The 21,023-nt window shown below is 67.9% G+C and carries 21 protein-coding genes, 1 other RNA gene and 1 riboswitch; of the genes, 16 read left to right on the top strand and 6 right to left on the bottom strand.

What is annotated here, in order from left to right; translation table 11 throughout:
• Positions 1-11: 11 nt before the first annotated feature.
• Positions 12-1,838, bottom strand: coding sequence for an adenylate/guanylate cyclase domain-containing protein (locus tag ASE11_RS21850; protein WP_056276761.1), 1,827 nt, complete (start codon positions 1,836-1,838; stop codon positions 12-14).
• A 139-nt stretch (positions 1,839-1,977) separates the two neighbouring features.
• Positions 1,978-2,427, bottom strand: a complete 450-nt coding sequence (locus ASE11_RS21845; RefSeq protein ID WP_056276758.1) for an SWIB/MDM2 domain-containing protein — start codon at positions 2,425-2,427, stop codon at positions 1,978-1,980.
• A gap of 270 nt (positions 2,428-2,697) precedes the next feature.
• Here ASE11_RS21845 and rraA point away from each other — a divergent pair, with 270 nt between their 5' ends.
• On the top strand, positions 2,698-3,201 hold the full coding sequence (gene rraA, locus ASE11_RS21840) for a ribonuclease E activity regulator RraA (RefSeq protein ID WP_056276755.1): 504 nt from the start codon (positions 2,698-2,700) through the stop codon (positions 3,199-3,201).
• A gap of 87 nt (positions 3,202-3,288) precedes the next feature.
• On the opposite strand, the gene ASE11_RS21835 is transcribed toward rraA, so the two are convergent.
• From ASE11_RS21835 to ASE11_RS21825, 4 genes are all read right to left on the bottom strand, one after another.
• Positions 3,289-4,104, bottom strand: coding sequence for a sulfite exporter TauE/SafE family protein (locus tag ASE11_RS21835; RefSeq protein ID WP_056276753.1), 816 nt, complete (start codon positions 4,102-4,104; stop codon positions 3,289-3,291).
• 2 nt (positions 4,105-4,106) lie between these two features.
• Positions 4,107-4,286, bottom strand: a non-coding RNA gene (ssrS, locus tag ASE11_RS25590) — 6S RNA.
• A 70-nt stretch (positions 4,287-4,356) separates the two neighbouring features.
• Positions 4,357-4,740: a cell division protein ZapA gene (locus ASE11_RS21830; protein ID WP_056276750.1), complete on the bottom strand. Its 384-nt coding sequence runs from the start codon at positions 4,738-4,740 to the stop codon at positions 4,357-4,359.
• Positions 4,741-4,792: 52 nt separating this feature from the next.
• Positions 4,793-5,041 (bottom strand): hypothetical protein, encoded by a 249-nt coding sequence (locus ASE11_RS21825; protein ID WP_056276748.1) that lies wholly within the window; start codon positions 5,039-5,041, stop codon positions 4,793-4,795.
• Between the two features lie 50 nt (positions 5,042-5,091).
• A riboswitch (cobalamin riboswitch) is annotated at positions 5,092-5,353 on the top strand.
• A 78-nt stretch (positions 5,354-5,431) separates the two neighbouring features.
• Here ASE11_RS21825 and ASE11_RS21820 point away from each other — a divergent pair.
• The 15 genes from ASE11_RS21820 (at position 5,432) to cobT (ending at position 21,020) form a co-directional block, all read left to right on the top strand.
• Positions 5,432-7,375 carry a TonB-dependent receptor gene (locus tag ASE11_RS21820; RefSeq protein WP_056276745.1) on the top strand — a complete coding sequence of 648 codons (1,944 nt, stop codon included), beginning with the start codon at positions 5,432-5,434 and terminating at the stop codon, positions 7,373-7,375.
• 7 nt (positions 7,376-7,382) lie between these two features.
• On the top strand, positions 7,383-8,204 hold the full coding sequence (locus ASE11_RS21815) for an ABC transporter substrate-binding protein (RefSeq protein WP_056276740.1): 822 nt from the start codon (positions 7,383-7,385) through the stop codon (positions 8,202-8,204).
• Complete coding sequence (locus ASE11_RS21810; RefSeq protein WP_056276736.1) at positions 8,197-8,760, top strand: bifunctional adenosylcobinamide kinase/adenosylcobinamide-phosphate guanylyltransferase; 564 nt, start codon at positions 8,197-8,199, stop codon at positions 8,758-8,760. Before ASE11_RS21815 ends, ASE11_RS21810 begins: the two co-directional genes overlap by 8 nt.
• A complete protein-coding gene (locus ASE11_RS21805) occupies positions 8,757-9,635 on the top strand; it encodes an ABC transporter substrate-binding protein (RefSeq protein WP_056276733.1) in 879 nt (292 codons plus the stop codon). Before ASE11_RS21810 ends, ASE11_RS21805 begins: the two co-directional genes overlap by 4 nt.
• A gap of 29 nt (positions 9,636-9,664) precedes the next feature.
• Entirely contained in the window at positions 9,665-10,636 is a 972-nt protein-coding gene (locus ASE11_RS21800; protein WP_056276730.1) for a FecCD family ABC transporter permease, read from the top strand.
• A gap of 116 nt (positions 10,637-10,752) precedes the next feature.
• Positions 10,753-11,520: an ABC transporter ATP-binding protein gene (locus tag ASE11_RS21795; RefSeq protein ID WP_414842479.1), complete on the top strand. Its 768-nt coding sequence runs from the start codon at positions 10,753-10,755 to the stop codon at positions 11,518-11,520.
• A gap of 24 nt (positions 11,521-11,544) precedes the next feature.
• A complete protein-coding gene (gene cobO, locus ASE11_RS21790; RefSeq protein WP_056276727.1) occupies positions 11,545-12,126 on the top strand; it encodes a cob(I)yrinic acid a,c-diamide adenosyltransferase in 582 nt (193 codons plus the stop codon).
• 39 nt (positions 12,127-12,165) lie between these two features.
• Positions 12,166-13,161, top strand: a complete 996-nt coding sequence (bioB, locus tag ASE11_RS21785) for a biotin synthase BioB (protein ID WP_414842478.1) — start codon at positions 12,166-12,168, stop codon at positions 13,159-13,161.
• Between the two features lie 10 nt (positions 13,162-13,171).
• Positions 13,172-14,548 (top strand): adenosylmethionine--8-amino-7-oxononanoate transaminase, encoded by a 1,377-nt coding sequence (bioA, locus tag ASE11_RS21780; protein ID WP_056276724.1) that lies wholly within the window; start codon positions 13,172-13,174, stop codon positions 14,546-14,548.
• Positions 14,538-15,218 (top strand): dethiobiotin synthase, encoded by a 681-nt coding sequence (gene bioD, locus ASE11_RS21775; RefSeq protein WP_056276721.1) that lies wholly within the window; start codon positions 14,538-14,540, stop codon positions 15,216-15,218. Before bioA ends, bioD begins: the two co-directional genes overlap by 11 nt.
• Before the next feature lie 4 nt (positions 15,219-15,222).
• Positions 15,223-16,476, top strand: a complete 1,254-nt coding sequence (locus tag ASE11_RS21770) for an aminotransferase class I/II-fold pyridoxal phosphate-dependent enzyme (RefSeq protein ID WP_056276719.1) — start codon at positions 15,223-15,225, stop codon at positions 16,474-16,476.
• Entirely contained in the window at positions 16,473-17,456 is a 984-nt protein-coding gene (gene cbiB, locus ASE11_RS21765; protein WP_082585942.1) for an adenosylcobinamide-phosphate synthase CbiB, read from the top strand. The genes ASE11_RS21770 and cbiB overlap by 4 nt, the downstream gene beginning before the upstream one ends.
• Complete coding sequence (locus ASE11_RS21760) at positions 17,453-18,427, top strand: aminotransferase class I/II-fold pyridoxal phosphate-dependent enzyme (RefSeq protein ID WP_056276713.1); 975 nt, start codon at positions 17,453-17,455, stop codon at positions 18,425-18,427. Before cbiB ends, ASE11_RS21760 begins: the two co-directional genes overlap by 4 nt.
• The gene (locus ASE11_RS21755; protein ID WP_056276711.1) at positions 18,424-19,875 is read left to right on the top strand and encodes a cobyric acid synthase; all 1,452 of its coding nucleotides are present in this window, start codon (positions 18,424-18,426) and stop codon (positions 19,873-19,875) included. The genes ASE11_RS21760 and ASE11_RS21755 overlap by 4 nt, the downstream gene beginning before the upstream one ends.
• Positions 19,872-21,020: a nicotinate-nucleotide--dimethylbenzimidazole phosphoribosyltransferase gene (cobT, locus tag ASE11_RS21750; RefSeq protein WP_082585941.1), complete on the top strand. Its 1,149-nt coding sequence runs from the start codon at positions 19,872-19,874 to the stop codon at positions 21,018-21,020. The genes ASE11_RS21755 and cobT overlap by 4 nt, the downstream gene beginning before the upstream one ends.
• Positions 21,021-21,023: the final 3 nt, after the last annotated feature.

Below are 21,023 nucleotides of genomic sequence, written 5' to 3'. Positions count from 1 at the left end.
CCTTGAAATTGTTAGTTGGGCATACCGAGAGCCGCCAGGACTTTCGCCCCTTTTCTTCTCAGGGGACTTTGTTTTCCGGAGGCAAGGTATTTCGACACCGTGAGATCGGGTTGAAGCGATCTGAGCAATTGAAAGGTCTGAATCGCGTCAGACTCCGCACCGAATTCGTACTGCGCGATCAGCAGGGTTCGAATGGTCGGTAAGTGATATCTGTTCTTCTTCAAAGACGACTGACCCATTTCGATCGATCGAGCCAACTGCCCTACGGCCAGGTAGCTGGTGGCCAACATCATCTCGAAGTAGTACTTCTGGGGATCCAGCGGCGAGAGATGCAGAGCGTTTTCGGTCTCCATCACCGAATCTTCTGCATTTCCCCACATCGTCGACCACACGCTGTTGTACAGCCAGGCCATAGGGTCGTTCGGGTTGCTCTGCGTGGCTTCCTGCAGCAGTCGGCGCGATGTGTCCACGTCTTCACCGAGGTGGCACAGCGCATGGCCTTTGATGGCCATGGCCAGCGAACTGCCAGGTTCCAGATCGAGTGCGCGGTCGGCGGTGTCGATCGCGCGCTGAAAGTCTCGCGCCGGTTCGGCCGAGAGTCCTTGCACCACCTGCATGATGTGCCACTTGGCCAGCCAGGCCCATGGCGTAGCCACGCGCTTGTGGCGCTCCACCACCGCTTCGAGCAACTGGTGGCTGCGTTGCAGGTCTCGCGGCGTGGAGCGGTGCATCAGCGTGATGCCACCGAGCAAAAGGGCGTTGCTGTCGAGCTGGGGCAAGGGCAGCACCAGGGTGCGTTGCACCACGTCGTTCAGCAATGCCTTGGAGCAGGCCGAGCACAGGGCGTCAAGCAGTGCACTCTGGGCTTCCATCAGGTCTCGCACGTCGCCTGTGAGCCGATCGGCCCAGATCACTTCTTCGCGGCGGTTGTCGGTGAGCTGCGCCATGATCACGACCTTGTCGCCGTAGGTCACGTAGCTGCCGCCCAGCACAAACGTGGCTTCTAGATGTCGACCGATGTCGCCTGCGGAAGAGGTGCGTCCCCGGAAGGCAGTGGTGGACAGGCGGGAGATCACGCGCAGATCGGGGCTGCGCGCGAGCTGCGCGATGACGCCGTCGGCAATGAGTTCGCCAATCACGAACTGTTCGGTGACGTGGCTGCGCGTCTCGAAGGGCACGACGGCGATTGAAGGGCGGAAGTCCAGCGCAGTGCCTTCCGGCACCTGGGCGCGGATCGCGGACGACCCCGCACTCACGGGATGGACAGCCCAGGTGCGAACCGGTTCGGGCCAATGCTTGAGGTAGTTTTCGCCGCGGTCTTCCACCTCGGCATCCATGCCGACCACGATGCCGTCGAAGATGCTGGCGGTGATGATGGTCTCGCCCGGGGCAGCGAGGTCGGCCACGCGGGCCGCGAGGTTCACGCCGTGGCCATACACGTCGTTCTCGTCGGCATACAGGTGCGTGGCGTTCAGCCCGGCCCGAAGAAACAGCTGCTGGTTCACCGGCAAGGTGTCGTTGAGCGGGGCAAAGTACTTGTGCAACGTGAGGGCCGCGCGCACCGCATCGGTGGGCTGGTCGAACTCCACCAGCATGCCGTCGCCCAGGCTCTTGACCATGCGGCCCTTGCAGTCGGGCAGCACCGTGCTGGTGGCGTGGTGCACGAAGCCGCGCCATTGGTTCACCACGGCGGCCTCGTTGGCGGCCATCAGGCGCACCGACTCCACCAGGTCCATCACCAGCACCACCTTGTGGCGCTGCTGCGGCAGTGCAAGCGCAGTCTCCCCAGCCCCTGTGTCCGGGGTCTGCAAGGTGTTCGGGGTGGGGCTGCTTGTCATGCCGGTGGGGGTATGCGGGTTGCGTTGCAGTTTCTCACAACTGCTCTCGAGCGTCAGTTGTGGAGATGGCAAAAACAGCAAAGCCGACTTGCGTCGGCTTTGCGGGGGAATCACACCCAACCGGGTGCGAAAGCCAGGATCACTTCAGGTGGTCGTTGACCAGCTTGGTCATCTCGAACATGGAGGCCTGGGCCTTCTTGAAGATTTCCTTGAGCTTGGCGTCGGCATTGATCATGCGACGGTTCACCGAGTCCTGCAGCTTGTTCTTCTTGATGTACTCCCAGATCTTCTTGGTGACTTCGGTGCGCGGCAGGGGGCTTGCACCCACGATGGCGGCCAGAGCGGCGCTGGGGGTCAGTGCCTTCATGAACGCAGCGTTGGGGGTGCGCTTCTTGGCAGGTGCTGCCTTCTTGGTGGGTGCAGCTTTCTTGGCTGGAGCGGCTTTTTTGGCCGGAGCAGCTTTCTTCGCAGGAGCAGCCTTCTTGGCAGGTGCAGCGGCTTTCTTGGCCGGAGCGGCCTTCTTTGCCGGAGCAGTAGCCTTCTTGGCCGGGGCCGCTTTTTTAGCGGGAGCTTTTTTCGCAGTTGCCATGGTTGAATTTCCTTCTAGAAGTTTGACTTGTCCCCAGTGGAAAACGCGCTTTCACACTGGTGTCTCGGATGCTAATGGAGATGCACTTGCAATCCAAGGTGGGCGACGCGGTTTTTTCTTCGTTTTCAGAGGGAGGAAGCTGCATTTTGGCGGGGAAAACAACACTTCGACGCACGCAGAGCCGCCAGCGGCGCGGCGTGCAGGCGCATCTGCTCAAATGCGGCGCTGTTTTGCTCACAGTCCGCGCTTCAGTTTTCGACAGGAAATACCATGACCAACACACCACCATTTGCGACCTGCGATCTGTGCGATGCACACAAGAACGAGACCTCTGGCGCCTTTCGCGTGCTGCCGCCGGTGTTCCGCGATTTTGGTGCGGTGCGCCGTTTCTGCGGACCGGTGGTCACCGTCAAATGCTTCGAAGACAACTCGTTGGTGAAGGCGGCGGTGGACAGCGCGGGCGAGGGCCGTGTGCTGGTGGTCGATGGTGGCGGCTCGCTGCGCCGCGCCTTGTTGGGCGGCAACCTGGGCGCAGCGGCTGCGCGCAATGGCTGGGCCGGTGTGGTGATCGATGGCTGTGTGCGTGACGTGGCCGAACTCGTGACCAGCCAGACCGGCATCCGCGCGCTGGCATCCATGCCGCTGCCCACCGAGAAGCGCAACGAAGGCCAGCGCGATGTGGCGGTGCAGATCCAGGGTGTGTGGGTGAGACCGGGGGACTGGCTCTATGCCGACGAAGACGGCATCGTGGTGGCCGACCGAGCGATGAGCTGAGCGGGCCGCGGCGCAGGGCCGCCCCAAGCAAGGCCAGACCCCTCGGGGGGCAGCGACCCGCGCAGCGGCGGAGCGTGGGGGCTCCCCCTAGGCCGTCAACCCTTTGTAGAGCATGTAGGCGGCCAGCATGTAGAGCAGGCCGGCGAACACGCGCTTGAGCGTCTTCACCGGCAGCGCGTGCGCTGCCTTAACGCCCAGCGGCGCCATCAGCACACTCACGCAAGCGATCACCACCAGTGCGGGCAGGTAGATGTAGCCCACCGCGCCTGCGGGCAGGTTCTGCACGTTCTGCCCCGCAATGATGTAGCCCACGGCGTTGGCCAGTGCGATGGGGAATCCGAGCGCTGCGCTGGTGGCCACCGCGTTGTGGATGGTCACGTTGCACCAGGTCATGAAGGGCACGCTGACGAAGCCACCGCCCGCACCGACCAGGCCGGAGAGGAAACCGATCACGCCGCCCGCGCCGAGCAGGCCGGGGGTGCCGGGGATGGTGCGCGTGGGTTTGGGTTTTTTGTCCAGCAGCATCTGTGTGGCCGAGAAGCTCACGAAGCCGGCGAAGAAGAAGGCGAGCCAACTGCCCTTGAGCAAGGCGAACACACCCAGGCTGGCGATCATCGAACCCAGCACGATGCCCGGTGCAAGGCCCTTGACGATGTCCCAGCGCACGGCTCCGCGCTTGTGGTGCGCACGCACGCTGGAGATGGAGGTGAAGATGATGGTGGCCATGGAGGTGGCGATGGCCATCTTGACGGCGAGGTCAGCCTCCACACCCCGAGCCGAGAGAATGAAGGTGATGAAGGGCACCATGAGCATGCCTCCACCGATTCCAAGCAAGCCGGCCAGAAAACCGGTACCCAGGCCGAGCACGGCCAATTCAAGAATCAACAGGGGATCGAAAGGCATGAAAGGTGTCTGCAAGTGCCGCCGGACCGGCATCCTGAACCGGGGTTCAGGTGGGCAAGGGCAGCGTGGCTTTGGGATCGTCTGACGCGAGACGCTCACGCCAGCCACGCAATGTACCAAGCCCGGGCTCTATGAGCATTGGTTCAAGGAAATATAAAGCCCGGCGCGCACTGCAGACAGGGAAATTGTAGGTGCTGCGCGAGGCCCGTGCGGGCCAGCGGAAAAGAAAAGAGGGCGCAGTGACGGACGGTGTCAGAGCAACCGGCCGTCCTTGTCGAGTGTCTGGTCCAGACGGCGCATGAGTTCATCAACGCGGGCCTGGGTTTGCGGGTCCAGGGGCTCGTGGTCGAAGGCGCCACCGGCCTCGGCAAACGCGCTGTTGTCGGGCTGGCCAAATGACGAAGCCTGGAAACTCTCGGCTTCCTTCTGCGAGAGTTCGAACGCCAGATTGAGCGAGGCCAGCACGGCGATGCGGTCGCGTGCTTTCACCTTGCCCGCATCGCGGATGCGGCACATGGCGGTGTCCACGCGTTCGACCGCGTCGAGCAGCGACGACTCGCCACCGGGCGGGCACGAGAGCAGATAACTCTGGCCCATGATCTGAACCTCGATCTGCTTGCTGCCTGGCTTGTTCATTGGAAAACCTCCGTGCTTTGCACTGCAGTGCGAGCTGACTCAAGTACGGCGCTCATGCTCGGTCCTTGTGGTTGTCGGACTGGGCACTGGCCGGGTCGATGTGGCTGGGTGCGAGGCGCTCCAGCAGCGCATCGATGCGCGCGCGCGCGGCCATCAGGCGGGACTTGAGTGAGTCGCGCTCGGCCTGCAGCGTGTGCACCTGCTCGACCAGCAGGGCGTTGGTGCGCTGCAGTTCTTCGTGCCGCAACAGCAGGCGTTCGACACGCTCGGTGATCTGGTCAAGGTGCTTGGGATCGGCCATGGTGGGGACTCGCAGTTTTCGCATTGTAGGGTTGCCCTAAGCCGGCGCGGATTAGAATGCCGCCTGTTGGTGCTCGCGGTGTGGTTCACATGCCGCAGTTCAACGGGAAGCAGGAGGGAGAGTCCACAAGGACGAACCTAACCTGCGCTGCCCCCGCAACGGTAAGCAGACGAGAGACCTGACGCAGATCAGGCCACTCCGCTTTCATCACGCAGCCACTGGAGAGCATGCCCCAACGGGACGTTGCCATCTGGGAAGGCGATGAAGGTTGTTCTGTCAGCCCGGATACCGGCCAACAAGGTGGTGGTGTGTCTGACAACGGGCGCGCCGCCGTGACGCTCAGGCACCGTCGGGGAAGGCGGTGAGAGCTTTGTCTCTTGTTTCTTCAACATGAAAAACTGCATCTTGCGCGCGCCCCTGGCCGCGCTGCCGCTGGCCGTTCTGGCCGCGCTGCCTTCCCACGCCCAAACCGCCGCTTCGAGTGAGCTGCCCGAGACCGTGGTCACCGCCACGCGTTTCAATGAAACGCTGACCTCGCTGCCGATGGGGGTGAGCGTCATCACGGCCGACCAGATTCGAGCGGCTGGTGTCACCACCGTCAACGAAGCGGTGATGAAACTGCTGGGCGTGCCGGGCCGACAAGACTCTTACGGTGGTGGTGACTACGCACTGGACCTGCGCGGGTTCGGCGCGACGTCTGACAGCAACCAGGTGGTGGTGCTCGACGGTGTGCGCCTCAATGAAGCTGATCTGGGTGGTACCCGCCTTGCCGGGATTCCCATCGATGCGATCGAGCGCATCGAGGTGTTGCGTGGCAGCGGTTCGGTGCTGTACGGAGAAGGTGCCACCGGCGGCGTGATCGTCATCACCACCAAGGCGGGCAACGGCTCGGCGCGTCGCAACAGCGCCACGCTGTACGGCGCCGTGGGCAGCAACGACCTGCGGGAACTGCGCGCCAATGCCACCGTGGCCAGCGGCGGTTTCTCGCTTGATCTGCACGGCCAGCGGCGCGAGACCGACAACCACCGGGACAACTTCCGTTCGGAAACCGATGGTGCCGGTTTCACGGCCCAATGGTCCAACGACGCGTTGCGACTGGGCCTGCGCCACGACCGCGATGCCCTGGACACCGGCCTGCCGGGTTCGCTGACCGCGGCTCAGTACGCGGCGAACCCGCGCCAGACCACCCAGCCCAGCAACCACGCCAGCATCCGCAACGAACGCAGCGGCGTGTTTGCAGAAGCCATGCTGGGCAACTGGCAGCTCGGGATGGATGCGGGTTCGCGCGACAAGTCGCTCACCAGCGTGCGTCCGACCTCCGTGTATGCCTACGAGGTGGAGTCGCACCAGCTGGCGCTCAAGGCGCGCCACACCAGCCAATGGGGCGCAGCGCGCAACGCGCTGGTGATCGGGCACGACCGTGGCGAGTGGGACCGCGTGGTGCAGGGGGCCTTCGGTTCGGTGGCCGACCAGACGGCACGCGGCTGGTACCTCAAGGACGATTTCACCATGGCCAGCGGCACGCGCTTGTCCGCTGGCGTGCGCACGGAAGAGCTCGACAAGCGCGTTGACGACGGTTTCGCGCCGGTCAACCTGTCCGAGCGCGAAACGGCGTGGGAGCTGGGTCTGAGCCAGCCGCTGAGCACCACCACGACGGTGTGGGGCCGCGTGGGCAACAGCTTCCGCCTGGCCAACGTGGATGAGTTCAGTTTCACGAATCCGGCGGTGATGATCCGTCCGCAGACCTCTCGCGACCTGGAAGCCGGGATGCGCTGGGCCGAGGGTGCCTACAAGCTCGAAGCGCGCCTGTACCGCAGCAACCTCACCGACGAGATCGGCTACGACCGCACTGCGCCGGGTCCGTTTGGTCTGGGTGCGAACGTCAACTTCGACCCGACCCGCCGTCAGGGGCTGGAGGTCGATGGTGACTGGAAGCTGAGCAACACGCTTTCGCTGGGTGCGCGGCTGGCCTTGCGGCGCTCCACCTTCCGGGAAGGCCCCAACAGTGGCATGGACGTGCCACTCGCGCCGCGTCGCACCCTGGCATTGCGCGCTGACTGGGTGCCGCTGGCCGGCCACCGCGTCAGCGGCGGCGTGAACTTCGTCGGTTCGCAGCATCCCGATTTCGCCAATGTCTGCCGCATGCCGGCCTACACCACGGCGGATGCGCGCTATGCCGTGCAGGTGAAGAACATGGAATTGTCGTTCGGTGTGAACAACCTGTTCGATCGCGATTTCTACACCCAGGCGTTCGGCTGTGTGGGCGGGCAGACCTCGTCGATCTACCCCGAAGCCGGTCGGACCTTCACCGCCGCCTTGCGGGTGTCGTTCTGATATCGCCATGAACGCCGCCACCCTGGGTCCGCAGCGCATCGTCTGTCTCACCGAAGAGACCACCGAGTGGCTCTACCTGCTCGGGCAGGAGAGCCGCATCGTCGGCATCTCGGGCTATACGGTGCGCCCGCGCCGGGCGCGGGAAGAGAAGCCCAAGGTCAGCGCTTTTCTCAGCGCGAAGATCGACAAGATCCTGGCGTTGCAGCCGGACTGCGTGTTCGGCTTTTCCGATCTGCAGGCCGACATCGCGGCCTTGCTGATCCGCGCCGGCGTGCAGGTGACGGTGTTCAACCAGCGCAGCGTGGAGGAGATCCATTCCATGCTGTTCCAGGTGGCGGCCATGGTGGACTGTGCCGATGCGGGGCTGGCCTGGATCGCGGCCAACCGGGCGCAGCTCGATGGCATTCGCCAGTCGGTGCTGGCGCTGCAGGTGCAGGGCAAGCGCCGCCCCCGCGTGTTTTTTGAAGAGTGGGATGAGCCGCACATCAGTGGCATCCGCTGGGTCTCGGAGCTGCTGGGCATTGCTGGCGGTGACGACTGTTTCCCCGAGCTGGCCACGCAGTCGCTGGGCAAGAACCGCATCATTGCGGACGGCGCCGAGATCGTGCGCCGCAATCCCGACATCGTCATCGGCTCCTGGTGCGGCAAGAAGTTCCGGCCCGAGAAGGTCGCCGCGCGCGCCGGCTGGCAGGACGTGGCCGCGGTGAAGACCGGGCAACTGTTCGAGATCAAGTCGGCCGACATCCTGCAGCCCGGGCCGGCTGCGCTCACCGACGGCGTGGCGCAGATGCACCGCATCGTCACCGACTGGATGAACGTTCATGGTTGACGTTGCGCGCAGCGAATTCATCCTTGGCGGCCAGAAGAGCGGCAAATCGCGCCGCGCCGAGCTGATCGCGCGGCAATGGCTGGATGCCACCGTGGCGCACCGCGCGGTGCTGGTCGCCACCGGCCAGGCCTGGGATGACGAGATGCGCGAACGCATCGCACGCCACCAGCGCGATCGCGCGGTGCGTGTGCCCGGCATGGTCACGGTTGAAGAACCTGTGGCACTGGCCGAGGAGCTTCAGCGGCACAGCTCGCCACACACCCTGGTGGTGGTGGACTGCCTCACGCTGTGGCTCACCAATCTGCTCATGCCGGCGCAGGGCGCGCCGCTGGACGCCGAGGTTCCGACGAAAGCGCTGTGCCGCGCGATCGAACAGGCCAAGGGGCCGGTGGTGCTGGTGGGCAACGAAATCGGTCTGGGCGTGATCCCCATGGGGCGCGAGGTGCGTGATTTCGTGGATGCGCTCGGTGGCCTGAACCAGTCCGTGGCGGGCGCCTGCGCTCGCGTCACGCTCATGGCCGCCGGCCTGCCGTTGACCTTGAAAGAATCCGCATGAAACACCTTGCCTTCGGGCGCTGGTTGAGCGCGGCTGCACTCCTGGTATGGGTGGGCGCGCTGCACGCAGCCGGCATCCAGCTGACCGATGACCGCGGCGTGACCGTGACGCTGGCACAGTCGCCGCAACGCATTGTCTCGCTGCTGCCTTCGCTCACCGAGACCGTGTGTGAGCTGGGTCGATGCGAGCGCCTGGTGGGCGTGGACCGGTATTCGAACCACCCCGCGTTCGTGCGCGGCCTGCCAAAGGCGGGTGGCGGTATCGATCCCAACATCGAGGCCATCGTGGCGCTCAGGCCCGACGTGGTGCTGATGGCCACCTCGTCGCGCGGCGTGCAACGGCTGGAGGCGCTGGGCCTCAAGGTGCTGGCGATGGAGCCCAAAAACTCGGCCGATGCGCAGCGCGTCATGGGCAAGCTGGGCCAGTTGCTGGAAGTGCCCGATGCCGATCGCATCTGGCGCGCCATCGACGCCGGTGTGGCGGCCGCGGCGCAGTCGCTGCCGCCCGGGGCGCGTTCGCTGCGGGTGTACTACGAGGTGAGCACCGGCGGCTATGCGGCCGGCACGCAGTCGTTCATTGGCGAAATGATGGCGCGCCTGGGGGTGCAGAACATCATCACGCCCGATCTCGGCCCGTTCCCGCGCATCAACCCCGAGTACGTGGTGCGCGCCAACCCCGACCTCATCATGATCGGCTCGCGCAATGTGCAGGGCATGGATCAGCGCCCCGGTTGGCGCGGCATGCGTGCTTTGCGCGAGCAACGCGTGTGCGTGTTCACCGAAGCCGAGTCCGACGTGCTCGTGCGTCCCGGCCCACGCATGGCCGAGGCTGCTCGTGTGATGGCGCGCTGCATCACGTCCAAGGGATTGCCGTGAGCGGAGCACGCCACAGTCTCTGGCTCGGCATGGCGCTGCTGCTCGCGGCAGCGGCCGTGCTGCTGCTGGGCGCCGGCGTGGGCAGCACCGGGTTTGACAGCGTGCTGAATGCTCGCGGCGATCCGGTGGCGTGGCAGATCCTCTGGGACATCCGCCTGCCCCGCACCCTGGGCGCCTGGGTGGCGGGTGGCCTGCTCGGGCTGGCCGGTGCGGTGGCGCAGGGCCTGTTTCGCAACCCGCTGGCCGACCCCTACTTGCTGGGCAGTGCCTCGGGCGCGGCACTCGGTGTGGCTTTGGCGCTGGCCTTGTTTGGCGCCTCGCCGTTTGCCACGCAGTGGCTGGTGCGGCTGGGCCTGACCAGCGCGGCCTTCGCAGGCGCGGTGGTCGGCGTGGTGCTCACGCTGGCGCTGGCCAAGGGTGTGCAGCACACGTTGCGGCTGCTGTTGGCCGGCGTGATCGTGGGGGTGGTGCTGGGCGCCGGGCGCGACCTGGTCACCATCGCCTCGCCCGACACCCTGCAGGCCATGCAGGGCTTCATGCTGGGCAGCACCGGATTCGTGGGCTGGGCCGCGTGCGGCGTGATGGCGGCCATGCTGCTGGTGGCCTTGCTGGTGGCCGCCATGCTGGGCCGTGTGCTCGATGGACTGGCCCTGGGCGAGGCCACGGCACTGAGCCTGGGTCTGCCGCTGGCGGCCGTGCGCGGCGTGCTCGTGGCGGTGCTGGCGCTGGCCACCGGCGCGGCCGTGGCGCAGACCGGCCTCATTGCCTTTGTGGGCCTGGCGTCACCGCACCTGGTGCGCTCCATCGTCAAAACCACGCACGGCCGGCTGGTGGTGCTCAGCGCGCTCATGGGTGGTCTGCTGCTGATGGCCGCCGACGTGCTGGCGCGCTGGATCATCGCGCCGCAGGAACTGCCTGTGGGCGTGCTCACCGCCGTGCTCGGCGGCAGCTACCTGCTGTGGTTGATGCACCGGCGCCGCCGGCCGGGGGGTGGGTTGTGAGCGCCGCCCGGCCGCCCGAAGGCGCTCGCACCGCAGTGCGCAGCACGGAGGTGTTGCGAACGCCCGCCGCCCGGCCGCCCGAAGGCGCTCGCACCGCAGTGCGCAGCACGGAGGTGTTGCGAACGCCCGTTGCGCTGCAAGCCCGCGGCATTGGGGTGTCGCTGGGCGGCACGCCCGTGCTGCACGGCATCGACGTGGCCTTGCCCGCCGCGCGCTGGACCAGCGTGGTTGGCCCCAATGGCGCAGGCAAGTCAACCATGCTCAAGGCGCTGGCCGGCTTGCTGCCGCACAGCGGCCAGGTGCAGCTGCTGGACCGCCCGCTCGCGCAATGGCGCGGCCGCGAACGCGCACGCTGCCTGGCGTGGCTGGGGCAGGGCGAGCAGGGCGCCGACGACCTCAGCGTGTGGGACGTGGCCATGCTGGGTCGCTTGCCTCACCAGCCTTGGTTGGCCCCGTCCTCGCACGCTGACCGCGTTGCCGTGGAGCAGGCGCTGCGCGCCACCCAGGCCTGGGACTGGCGCGAGCGGTCTCTGGGCGCGCTCTCGGGCGGCGAGCGCCAGCGTGTGCTGCTCGCGCGCCTGCTGGCGGTGCAAGCCGACGTGATGCTGATGGACGAACCCCTGGCCAACCTGGACCCACCTCACCAGGCCGACTGGTTGCTGCTCGTGCGCGAACTGGTCACACGTGGCAAGACCGTGGTGAGCGTGCTGCACGAGATCGGCATGGCGCTGCACGCCGACCAGATGGTGGTGATGGCGCACGGCCGGGTGGTCCACCAGGGCGCTTGCGACGATAAGGCCACCCACCTGGCGCTGGAGGAAGTTTTTGACCACCGCGTCGCGATCCATCCGCTGGGTGACCAGTGGGTCGCGCTGCCCCGTTGAACCATTTTTGACTGGAGACCGACCATGCAGATCGAAACACCGCCCACCGACAAGCGCTACGACAAACCCGAGGGCGAGCGGCGTGGTCTGGTCATCGTTCACACCGGCGACGGCAAGGGCAAGAGCACAGCGGCCTTTGGCCTGGCTTTGCGCGCGTTTGGCCGCACGCACGTGCACGGCAAGCTGGTGAAAATATTTCAGTTCATGAAAGTGCCCTCTGCGCGTTTTGGTGAACATCGCATCTTCGAGCAGCTCGGTCTGCCGATCGAAGGTTTGGGCGACGGCTTCAGCTGGAAGAGCCAGGACCTGGAGCATTCCGCCCAGTTGGCGCGCGACGGCTGGCAGAAAGCGCGTGCGGCTATCCTCGGGGGTGAGTACTTCATGGTTACGCTCGACGAGCTGACCTACCCGCTGATCTACGGCTGGTTGCCGCTTGATGACGTGTTGCAGACCTTGCGTGATCGCCCGCGCCACGTGCATGTGGTCATCACCGGGCGGCGCTGCCCGCCCGAGATCATCGAGCTGGCCGACACCGTGACCGAGATGACTCTGGTGAAGCATGCGTTCAAGGCGGGCATTCCCGCCCAACGCGGCATCGAAGATTGACCCTGTTCCCGAAAGAAGAGAACCATGACCACGACGACCCTGAACGAACAACCTGTGCGCCTCGTGCCACGCCCTTCTGTTGCAACCGCGACCACCGAACGCTGGTCGGTCGACGATGTGGCCGCGCTGTTCGACCTGCCGTTTTCCGAACTGCTGTTCCGCGCGCAAACGGTGCACCGTGAACACTTCGACCCGACCGAAGTGGAGCTGGCCACGCTGCTGTCGGTGAAGACCGGCGGCTGTCCTGAAGACTGTGGCTACTGCCCGCAGTCGGTGCATTTCGACACCGGCCTGGAAGCCGGCAAGCTCATGGGCGTGGCCGCCGTGCGCGAAGCCGCGCAGCGCGCGAAGCAGGCGGGCGCCACGCGCTTCTGCATGGGCGCTGCCTGGCGCGCGCCGAAAGACCGCGACGTGGATGCCGTGGCCGAACTCGTGCGCGCCGTGAAAGAAGAAGGTCTGGAGGCCTGCGCCACCTTGGGCATGCTCAACGAAGGCCACGCCGAAACCCTGCGCGACGCGGGCCTGGATTACTACAACCACAACCTGGACAGCGCGCCCGACTTCTACGGCGAGGTGATCACCACGCGCGACTACCAGGACCGTCTGGACACGCTGGAGCGCGTGCGTGGCGCGGGCGTCAAGGTCTGCTGCGGCGGCATCGTGGGCATGGGCGAGTCGCGTCGCCAGCGCGCCGCGCTCGTGGCCCAGCTCGCCAACCTCGCACCCGACTACCCCGAGTCGGTGCCGATCAACAACCTGGTGAAGGTGCAGGGCACGCCGCTGGCCGACCAGCCCGACCTGGACCCGCTGGAGTTCGTGCGCACCATCGCGGTGGCGCGCATCACCATGCCGCGTGCCCGAGTGCGCCTCTCTGCCGGGCGCCAGCAGATGAGCGAAGCGGTGCAGGCCCTGTGTTTCCTGGGTGGTGCCAACTCGATCTTTTATGGCGAGAAGCTGCTCACCACCGGCAACCCCGACGTGGCCGCCGACATGGACATGCTGGCCCGGCTGGGCATGCAGGCGCGCCGCGCCTGAGTTCACAGCCATGTCCGGCAACGAAGCCTGGCGCCAGCGCAGCCTCGCGGCAGTCTGGCACCCGTGCACGCAGATGAAGCTGCACGCGAGCGATGGCGCGGCCTTGCCGCTGATTCCCGTGGCCCGCGCCGAGGGCGTGTGGCTGCACGACCATGAAGGCCGGCGCTACCTGGACGCGATCAGTTCCTGGTGGGTGAACCTGTTCGGGCACAACCACCCCGCCATCCGCGCCGCGCTCATCGATCAACTGAACACGCTGGACCACGTGATGCTGGCCGGTTTCACCCACGCGCCGGTGGTGGAGCTGTCCGAGCGGCTGTCGGCCGCGACCGGCCTGGGTCACGCCTTCTACGGCAGCGATGGCGCCAGCGCCACCGAGATCGCGCTGAAGATGAGCGCGCACCACTGGCGCAACGCCGGGCGAGCGCGCAAGAACCGATTCGTCGGGGTGGCCGGTGGCTACCACGGCGAGACCGTGGGTGCGTTGGCCGTGACCGACATTGCGCTCTTCCGCGAGGCCTATGCGCCGCTGGTGCGCCTGGGCGCCACCGTGCCCAGCCCCGATGCCCGCGCGGCCGCGCCGGGTGAATCGGCCGCCGATGTGGCCGAGCGGGCCGCGGGCGCCCTGGCCGACTGGCTGGCCGAACACCACGAAGACACGGCGGCGCTGATCGTCGAGCCGCTGGTGCAGTGCGCCGCCGGCATGGCCATGCACGATCCGCTGTACCTCAAGCGCGTGCGCGAACTGTGCGACCGCTACCAGGTGCATCTGGTGCTCGACGAGATTGCCGTGGGCTTCGGTCGCACCGGCACGCTGTTCGCGCACCAGCAGGCCGGCATCCGGCCCGACTTCCTGTGCCTCTCCAAGGGACTGACCGGTGGCACGCTGCCGCTGTCGGTGGTGCTCACCACCGACGAGGTCTATGCCGCCTTCTACGACGACCAGGTCGCGCGCGGCTTCCTGCACTCGCACAGCTACACCGGCAACCCGCTGGCCTGCCGCGCCGCCCTGGCCACGCTGGACCTGTTCGACCAGACCGACGCGCTGCGCCGCAACCTGACCACTGGCGAGCGCCTGACCGCGCAGTTCGCGCCGCTGTCTGCCCACCCGCGCGTGCGCCACGCGCGCCGGCAAGGAATGATCTTCGCGTGGGACGTGAGCAGCAGCCTGCCCGACTTCGCTCGCCGCTACGCCCGCCATGCGCTCGACCAGGGGTTGCTGCTGCGGCCCATCGGCCACACGCTCTACGCCATGCCGCCGTATGTGATCGACGAAGCTGAAGGAGCGCACCTGGCCGCTGGCGCGCTCGTCGCATTGCAGGCCACGCTGGCCGAAGAAGAGCCCTCCAGCGCGCTCGCTCTGGAAGGGGTGCGCGATGGCGTTTGACGGCTGCTTCGTCACCGGCACCGACACCGGTGTGGGCAAGACGCTGGTGAGCGCAGCCCTGCTGCATGCGCTGTCGCGCCAGCACCGGCGCGTGGTCGGCATGAAGCCGGTGGCCGCCGGCCTGGTGGCCCACGCGGGCCAGTGGGTCAGCGAAGACGTGCTCGCGCTGCGCGCGGCCTCCACCCTGGCCGTGCCCCCCGCACTTGACAACCCGGTGGCCTTGCCCGATGCCATCGCGCCACACATCGCGGCCCGGCGCGCGGGGCAGGCCGTGAGCGTGGCCGACCTGTTGGCCGCACACCGGTCGCTGCGGGCGCTGGTCGATGTGGTGGTGGTGGAAGGTGCGGGTGGCTGGCGCGTGCCGATCAACGAGCACGAGACACTGGCCGACCTGGCGCGCGCCATCGGCGCGCCCGTGGTGCTGGTGGTGGGCGTGCGCCTGGGCTGCCTGAACCACGCGCTGCTCACGGCCGAGGCGATCCGCGCCGACGGCCTGCAGCTGGCTGGCTGGGTGGCCAATGCGGTCGACCCCACCATGCTTTGCCGCGAGGACAACATCGACACATTGCGCCAGCGCCTGCCCGCACCCCTGCTGGGCACCGTGCCGTGGCACCCCGATACGCCCGATGCGCGCCACATCGCGCTGCAACTGCCCTCTGCATGGCAATGAAGGAATGACCGTGAGCTGGTTGAACGAATTCGATGAGCGCCTGAGTGCGCTGGATGTCCAGGCGCTGCGCCGTCGCCGCCGCGAGGTGGTGCCGGAGCAGAACGCCCGGCTCAACGTGGACGGCGAGTCCCTGCTGGCCTTCTGCAGCAACGACTACCTGGGCCTGTCCCAGGCCCCGGCGCTGCGCGAGGCGGTGCACGCCGCGGTGGAGCGCTACGGTGTCGGCTCGGGCGCCTCGCCCATGGTCAGTGGCCACAGCGTGGCCAACGCCGCGTTGGAACGTGAGCTGGCCGAGGCCGTGGGCTTGCCGCGCGCGCTGTACTTCTATGCCGGCTATGCCACCAATGCCAGTGCCGTGCCCGCCTTGGTGGGCGAGGGCGATGCGCTGTTTTCCGACGCGCTGAACCACGCCTGCCTGATCGATGGTGCCCGGCTGTCCAAAGCCACGGTGCACCGCTACCGCCATGCCGATCTGCAGCAGCTCGACGCGCTGCTGGCGGCCAGCCCGGCGCGCCGCAAGCTGGTGATCAGCGATGCGGTGTTCAGCATGGACGGCGACGTCGCCGACATCGCCGGTCTGCACGCGCTGTGCGAGCGACACGACGCGCTGCTGCTGCTGGACGACGCGCACGGCTTTGGCGTGCTCGGGCCGCAGGGCCGGGGCGCACTGGCCGCTGCCGGCTTCACGGGCGCCGAGGCCTCGCCGCGGGTGCTCTACATGGCCACGCTGGGCAAGGCCCTGGGCGTGGCGGGCGCTTTCGTGGCCGGGCCCGAGCGCCTGGTGGAGTGGCTGCTGCAGAAGACCCGCAGCTACACCTACGCCACCGCGGCACCGGCCCTGCTGGCCGAGGCCGTGCGCGCCAGCCTGCGCTGTGTGCTGGGGGCCGATGGCGAACACCGCCGACAACAACTGCAGGCGCGGATCATGCAGTTGCGCGATGGCCTGGCTCCCGGTGCCGACGCGGCGGTCGATGCCGCCGGCTGGACCCTGATGGCGTCAAGCACCGCGATCCAGCCTCTGGTGATCGGCGACAACGCCGCCGCCCTGGCCGTGATGGCCGTGTTGCGCGAACAGGGCCTGTGGGTGCCCGCGATCCGTCCACCCACCGTGCCGGTGGGCACCGCCCGGCTGCGCATCGCGCTGTCGGCCGCACACGAGCCCGCCGACGTGGACACGCTGCTGCGGGCGCTGCGCATCGCGGCCCGCGCCATCGGCGCGCAGGGCCAGACGGCGCGCGCCCCGCTGGCCACCGCATGAATGCCATGAGCGGGCTTTTCCCACTGTCGTCCTGGGCGGTCATGCCCATCGCGGTGGTGGTGGCCCTGCTGATCGACCGCTGGTGGGGCGAGCCGCCGCCGCGCTGGCACCCGGTGGTGTGGATGGGGCAGGGCCTCGACGCCATGGGCCGGCGCATGGCGCCCGCCATGGGCGAGCCCGCGCCCGCCGCTGCCCGGTTGTTCTTGGCCGGCGCGCTGGCATGGATCACCGGGGCCGCCGTGGTGCTGTTGATCGCCCTCGCGGCGGCCTGGGCCGTGGGGCAGGGGCCGGCGTGGTTGCAGGCGCTGGCCCTGGGCGTGCTGCTCAAGCCGCTGCTGGCCTGGCGCATGTTGCGCGACGAGGTGCGGGCGGTGGAGACGGCGCTGGGCGAGTCGCTGGCGGCGGGGCGCGAGCGCCTGTCCTGGCTGGTGAGCCGCAACGTGGCCGCGCTCGACGCCGCGCAGGTGCGCGAGAGTGCCATCGAATCGCTCGCCGAAAACCTCAACGACTCGGTGGTCGCGCCGCTGTTCTGGTTCGCCGTGGCGGGGCTGCCCGGTGCCGCGCTCTACCGCTTCGCCAACACGGCAGACGCCATGTGGGGCTACCGCGGTGAGCGCGGCGGCCGCGACTGGACCTGGCCCGGCAAATGGGCCGCGCGGGCCGACGACGTGCTGTCGTGGTTGCCCGCGCGCATCACCGCCGCTTTGCTGGGCTTGCTCGGATCGGCGCGCGGCCTGAGCACACTGCCGGCGCAGGCGCGGCGCACACCGTCGCCCAACAGCGGCTGGCCCATGGCTGCGATGGCGCTGGCGCTCGATGTGCGCCTGGGCAAGCCCGGCGTGTACGAATTGCACGGCGCGGGCCGCTGCCCGCAGGCCGCCGACACCGCGCACGCGCTGCAACTGGCCGGCCGCGTGGTCGCCTTGCTCGCCACCACCGCGCTGCTGTGGGCGGCGCTGATCTGGAGCTTCACACCATGAACATCACGCACGGCGGCCCCGACACACTGGGCGTGCCCCGCTGGGACTTCTCCACCAACGCCAACGCCTGTGGCCCTTGCCCCATGGCGCTGGCGGCGGTGCAGCAGGCCGATGCGCGCCACTACCCCGAGCCTTCGTACGCGGCCCTGCGTGAATCGCTCGCGGCCTTCCACTCGGTGGACGCCGCGCGCATCGTGCTGGCCGGCAGCGCGAGCGAGTTCATCCACCGTTTCACCGCCTGGGTGGCGCGCGAGGGTGGCCAGCGTGTCTGGCTGCCGGTGCTGGCCTATGGCGACTGTGCGCGTGCCGCTCAAACCTGGCGGTTGGAGCCCATGCACGACCCGGCACGTGCCCACCTCGCCTGGGTCTGCGAGCCGTCGAGCCCGACGGGCGAGATCGAGCCGTTCGCACGGCGCGTGGTCGCATCGGGAGCGCAGGTGGTGCTGGACCGCGCCTACGAGCCGCTGCGATTGAATGGCGCCTGCAGCCTCGACCCCGTCGCGCTGCAACGCATCTGGCAACTCTGGACACCCAACAAGGCGATGGGGCTGACCGGCGTGCGCGGCGCCTACGCCATCGCCCCCGAGCGCGCCGTGGTCGAGGCGCGCGCGCTCGATCAACTGGCGCCCTCGTGGCCGCTGGGCGCGCACGCCGTGGCCATGCTCGATGCCTGGGTGTCGCCGGCCGCCCAGGACTGGCTGGCGCGGAGTCTGGAGACGTTGCGCGAATGGAAGCACGAACAACTGGGCTTGCTGAACGACCTGGGCTGGCGCGTGTTGCCCAGCGAGGCCAACTACGTCTGCGGCGAACCCCCGAACCCGCTGGATGCGATGACCTTGCGCGCGGCCGGCATCAAGCTGCGTGACACCACGTCCTTTGGCCTGCCGGGCCACTGGCGCCTGGGTGTGTTGCCACCCGAGGCGCAGGCCGCGTTGCGTACGGCATTGCACCGCACGGAGGTGTGCCGATGACCGTGCGTTGCGTGATGGTGCTGGGCACGACCAGCGGCGCGGGCAAGAGCTGGCTCACCACAGCGCTGTGCCGGCATTACGCGCGCATGGGCCTGAAGGTGGCACCCTTCAAGGCGCAGAACATGAGCAACAACGCAAGGGTGGTGGCCGGCGGCGAAATTGGCTCGGCCCAGTACTTTCAATCGCTCGCGGCACAAGCGGAGCCCGACGTCCGCATGAACCCGCTGCTGCTCAAGCCCGAGGCCGACACGCGCAGCCAGGTGGTGCTGATGGGACAGGTGAGCGAGGCCTTGTCCAGCATGCCTTGGCGCGGCCGAAGTCTGCACGTGTGGCCGCAGATCGCCGCCGCGCTGGACGCGCTGATGGCGGAGAACGATGTGGTGGTGATCGAGGGCGCGGGCTCGCCGGCCGAGATCAACCTGCACGCCAGCGACATCGTGAACATGCGCGTGGCGCTGCACGCGCGGGCGCGCTGCCTGCTGGTGACCGACATCGACCGCGGCGGCGCATTCGCCCATCTGTATGGCACCTGGGCGCTGCTGCCTGCTGAAGAACGTGCGCTCATTCACGGCTTCGTGCTCAACAAGTTCCGCGGCGACGCCAGCCTGCTCGCGCCCGCGCCGCAGATGCTGCAGGATTTGACCGGCGTGCCCACGGTGGCCACGCTGCCGATGTGGTGGCAACACGGCCTGCCCGAGGAGGACGGTGTCTTTGACGACCGCTCGCGCGCCTCCGGCGCGGTGAACAAGACCATCGCCGTCATTGCCTACCCGCGCATCAGCAACCTCGACGAATTCCAGCCACTCAAGAACGTGCCCGGCGTGCGCCTGATTTGGGCCCGCACCCCCGCCGATTGCGCCGGTGCCGACTGGGTCGTGCTGCCCGGCAGCAAGGCCACCGCCGCCGACCTGGCCTGGCTGCGCACGCAGGGGCTGGACCGCGCGATCGCTGCGCACGCCGCGCAGGGCGGGGCGGTGCTGGGTGTGTGTGGCGGGCTGCAGATGCTGGGTGAGGCGCTGATCGACACGCACGGCATCGACGGGAATGCACCCGGCCTGGGCCTGTTGCCACTGGTGACGCAGTTCGATCTGCAAAAAACCGTGCGACACACGCACACCGTTTTTGGTGCCCTGCACGGCGCGTGGGCCGCGCTCTCGGGCGTGGCCGCCGCCGGCTACGAGATCCACCATGGCCAGACCGCGCAGCACCCGGCCATGGCGGCGGGTGGCGATGTGGCACGCGAGGTGTTGCCCGCAGGCCTGGGCTGGCAGAACGCCGCGGGCAACGTGCTCGGCGTCTACCTGCATGGCCTGTTTGAAGACCCGCGCGTGATGCATGCGCTGTTCGGCGCCACCGCGCCCACGCTGGAGACCGTGTTCGACGGTCTGGCCGATTTCATCGAAAAACATGTCGAGCCCGGCGTGCTCGAACAACTCATCGCACCATGAATACGAACATCCCAGACATCACCCAGCCCGAGCTCGCCCAGACCCTGCAGCGCGCGCTGGACAACAAGACCAAGCCGCTGGGCTCGCTCGGCCGCATCGAGGCGCTGGCGCAGCGCATCGGCCTCATCCTCGGCACGGCGCAGCCGGTGCTGAAGTCGCCGCAGATGCTGGTGTGCGCGGGCGACCACGGCCTGGCCGCGCGTGGCGTCTCGGCCTACCCGAGCGACGTGACCTGGCAGATGGTGGAGAACTTCCTGGCCGGTGGTGCGGCGGTGAGCGTGCTGGCGCGCCAGCACGGCATCGGCCTCACGGTGGTGGACTGCGGCGTGAAGCACGACTTCGCCGAACAGCCGGGCTTGTTGATTCGCAAGGTGGCGCACGGCACGGCCGACGCGCTCGAAGGCCCGGCCATGAGCGCGTCGCAGTGCGCGCAGGCCATTGCCAACGGTCGCGAGGTGTTGAAGGGCCTGCAGGGCAACGCGCTGCTGCTCGGTGAAATGGGCATTGGCAACACCTCGGCGGCCTCGATGCTGCTGGCGCGCCTGGCTAGACTGGACGTGGCCGAGGTCACCGGCGCGGGCACCGGGCTCGACGCCGCAGCGGTGCAACGCAAGATCGGCATCCTGCGCGAGGTGCTCGCGCGCCACGCCGATGCAAGCACCCCGCTGGACGCGCTCGCGGCCTTTGGCGGATTCGAGATCGCCACGCTGGTGGGTGCGGTGCTGCAGGCAGCCGTTGAGCGGCGCGTGATCGTGGTCGACGGCTTCATCGCCACCTCGGCCGTGATGGTGGCGGCGCACCTGCAGCCGCACGTGCTGCAGCGCTGCGTGTTCGCCCACCGCTCGGGCGAGCGCGGCCACGCGCTCATGCTGGCGCACCTCAAGGCCGAGCCGTTGCTGGACCTGGGCCTGCGCCTGGGTGAAGGCTCAGGCGCGGCGCTGGCATGGCCGCTGCTGGTGAGCGCGTGTGCGCTGCTGCGCGAGATGGCGAGCTTCGAGGCGGCGGGTGTGTCCAGGAGCGAGGAAATCTCCGTTGGAGCGGAGCACACCAACTCCGTTCGGGCTGAGCCTGTCGAAGCCCATGCGAGCCCTTCGACAGGCTCAGGGCGAACGGCGGTGGTGGGCTCAGCCCGAACGGAGGGATGAGTC

This window comes from Hydrogenophaga sp. Root209, from assembly GCF_001428625.1.
Classification (GTDB): domain Bacteria; phylum Pseudomonadota; class Gammaproteobacteria; order Burkholderiales; family Burkholderiaceae_C; genus Hydrogenophaga.
Note: the sequence above shows the minus strand (reverse complement) of the source record. Positions and strands in the feature narration are given on the sequence as shown.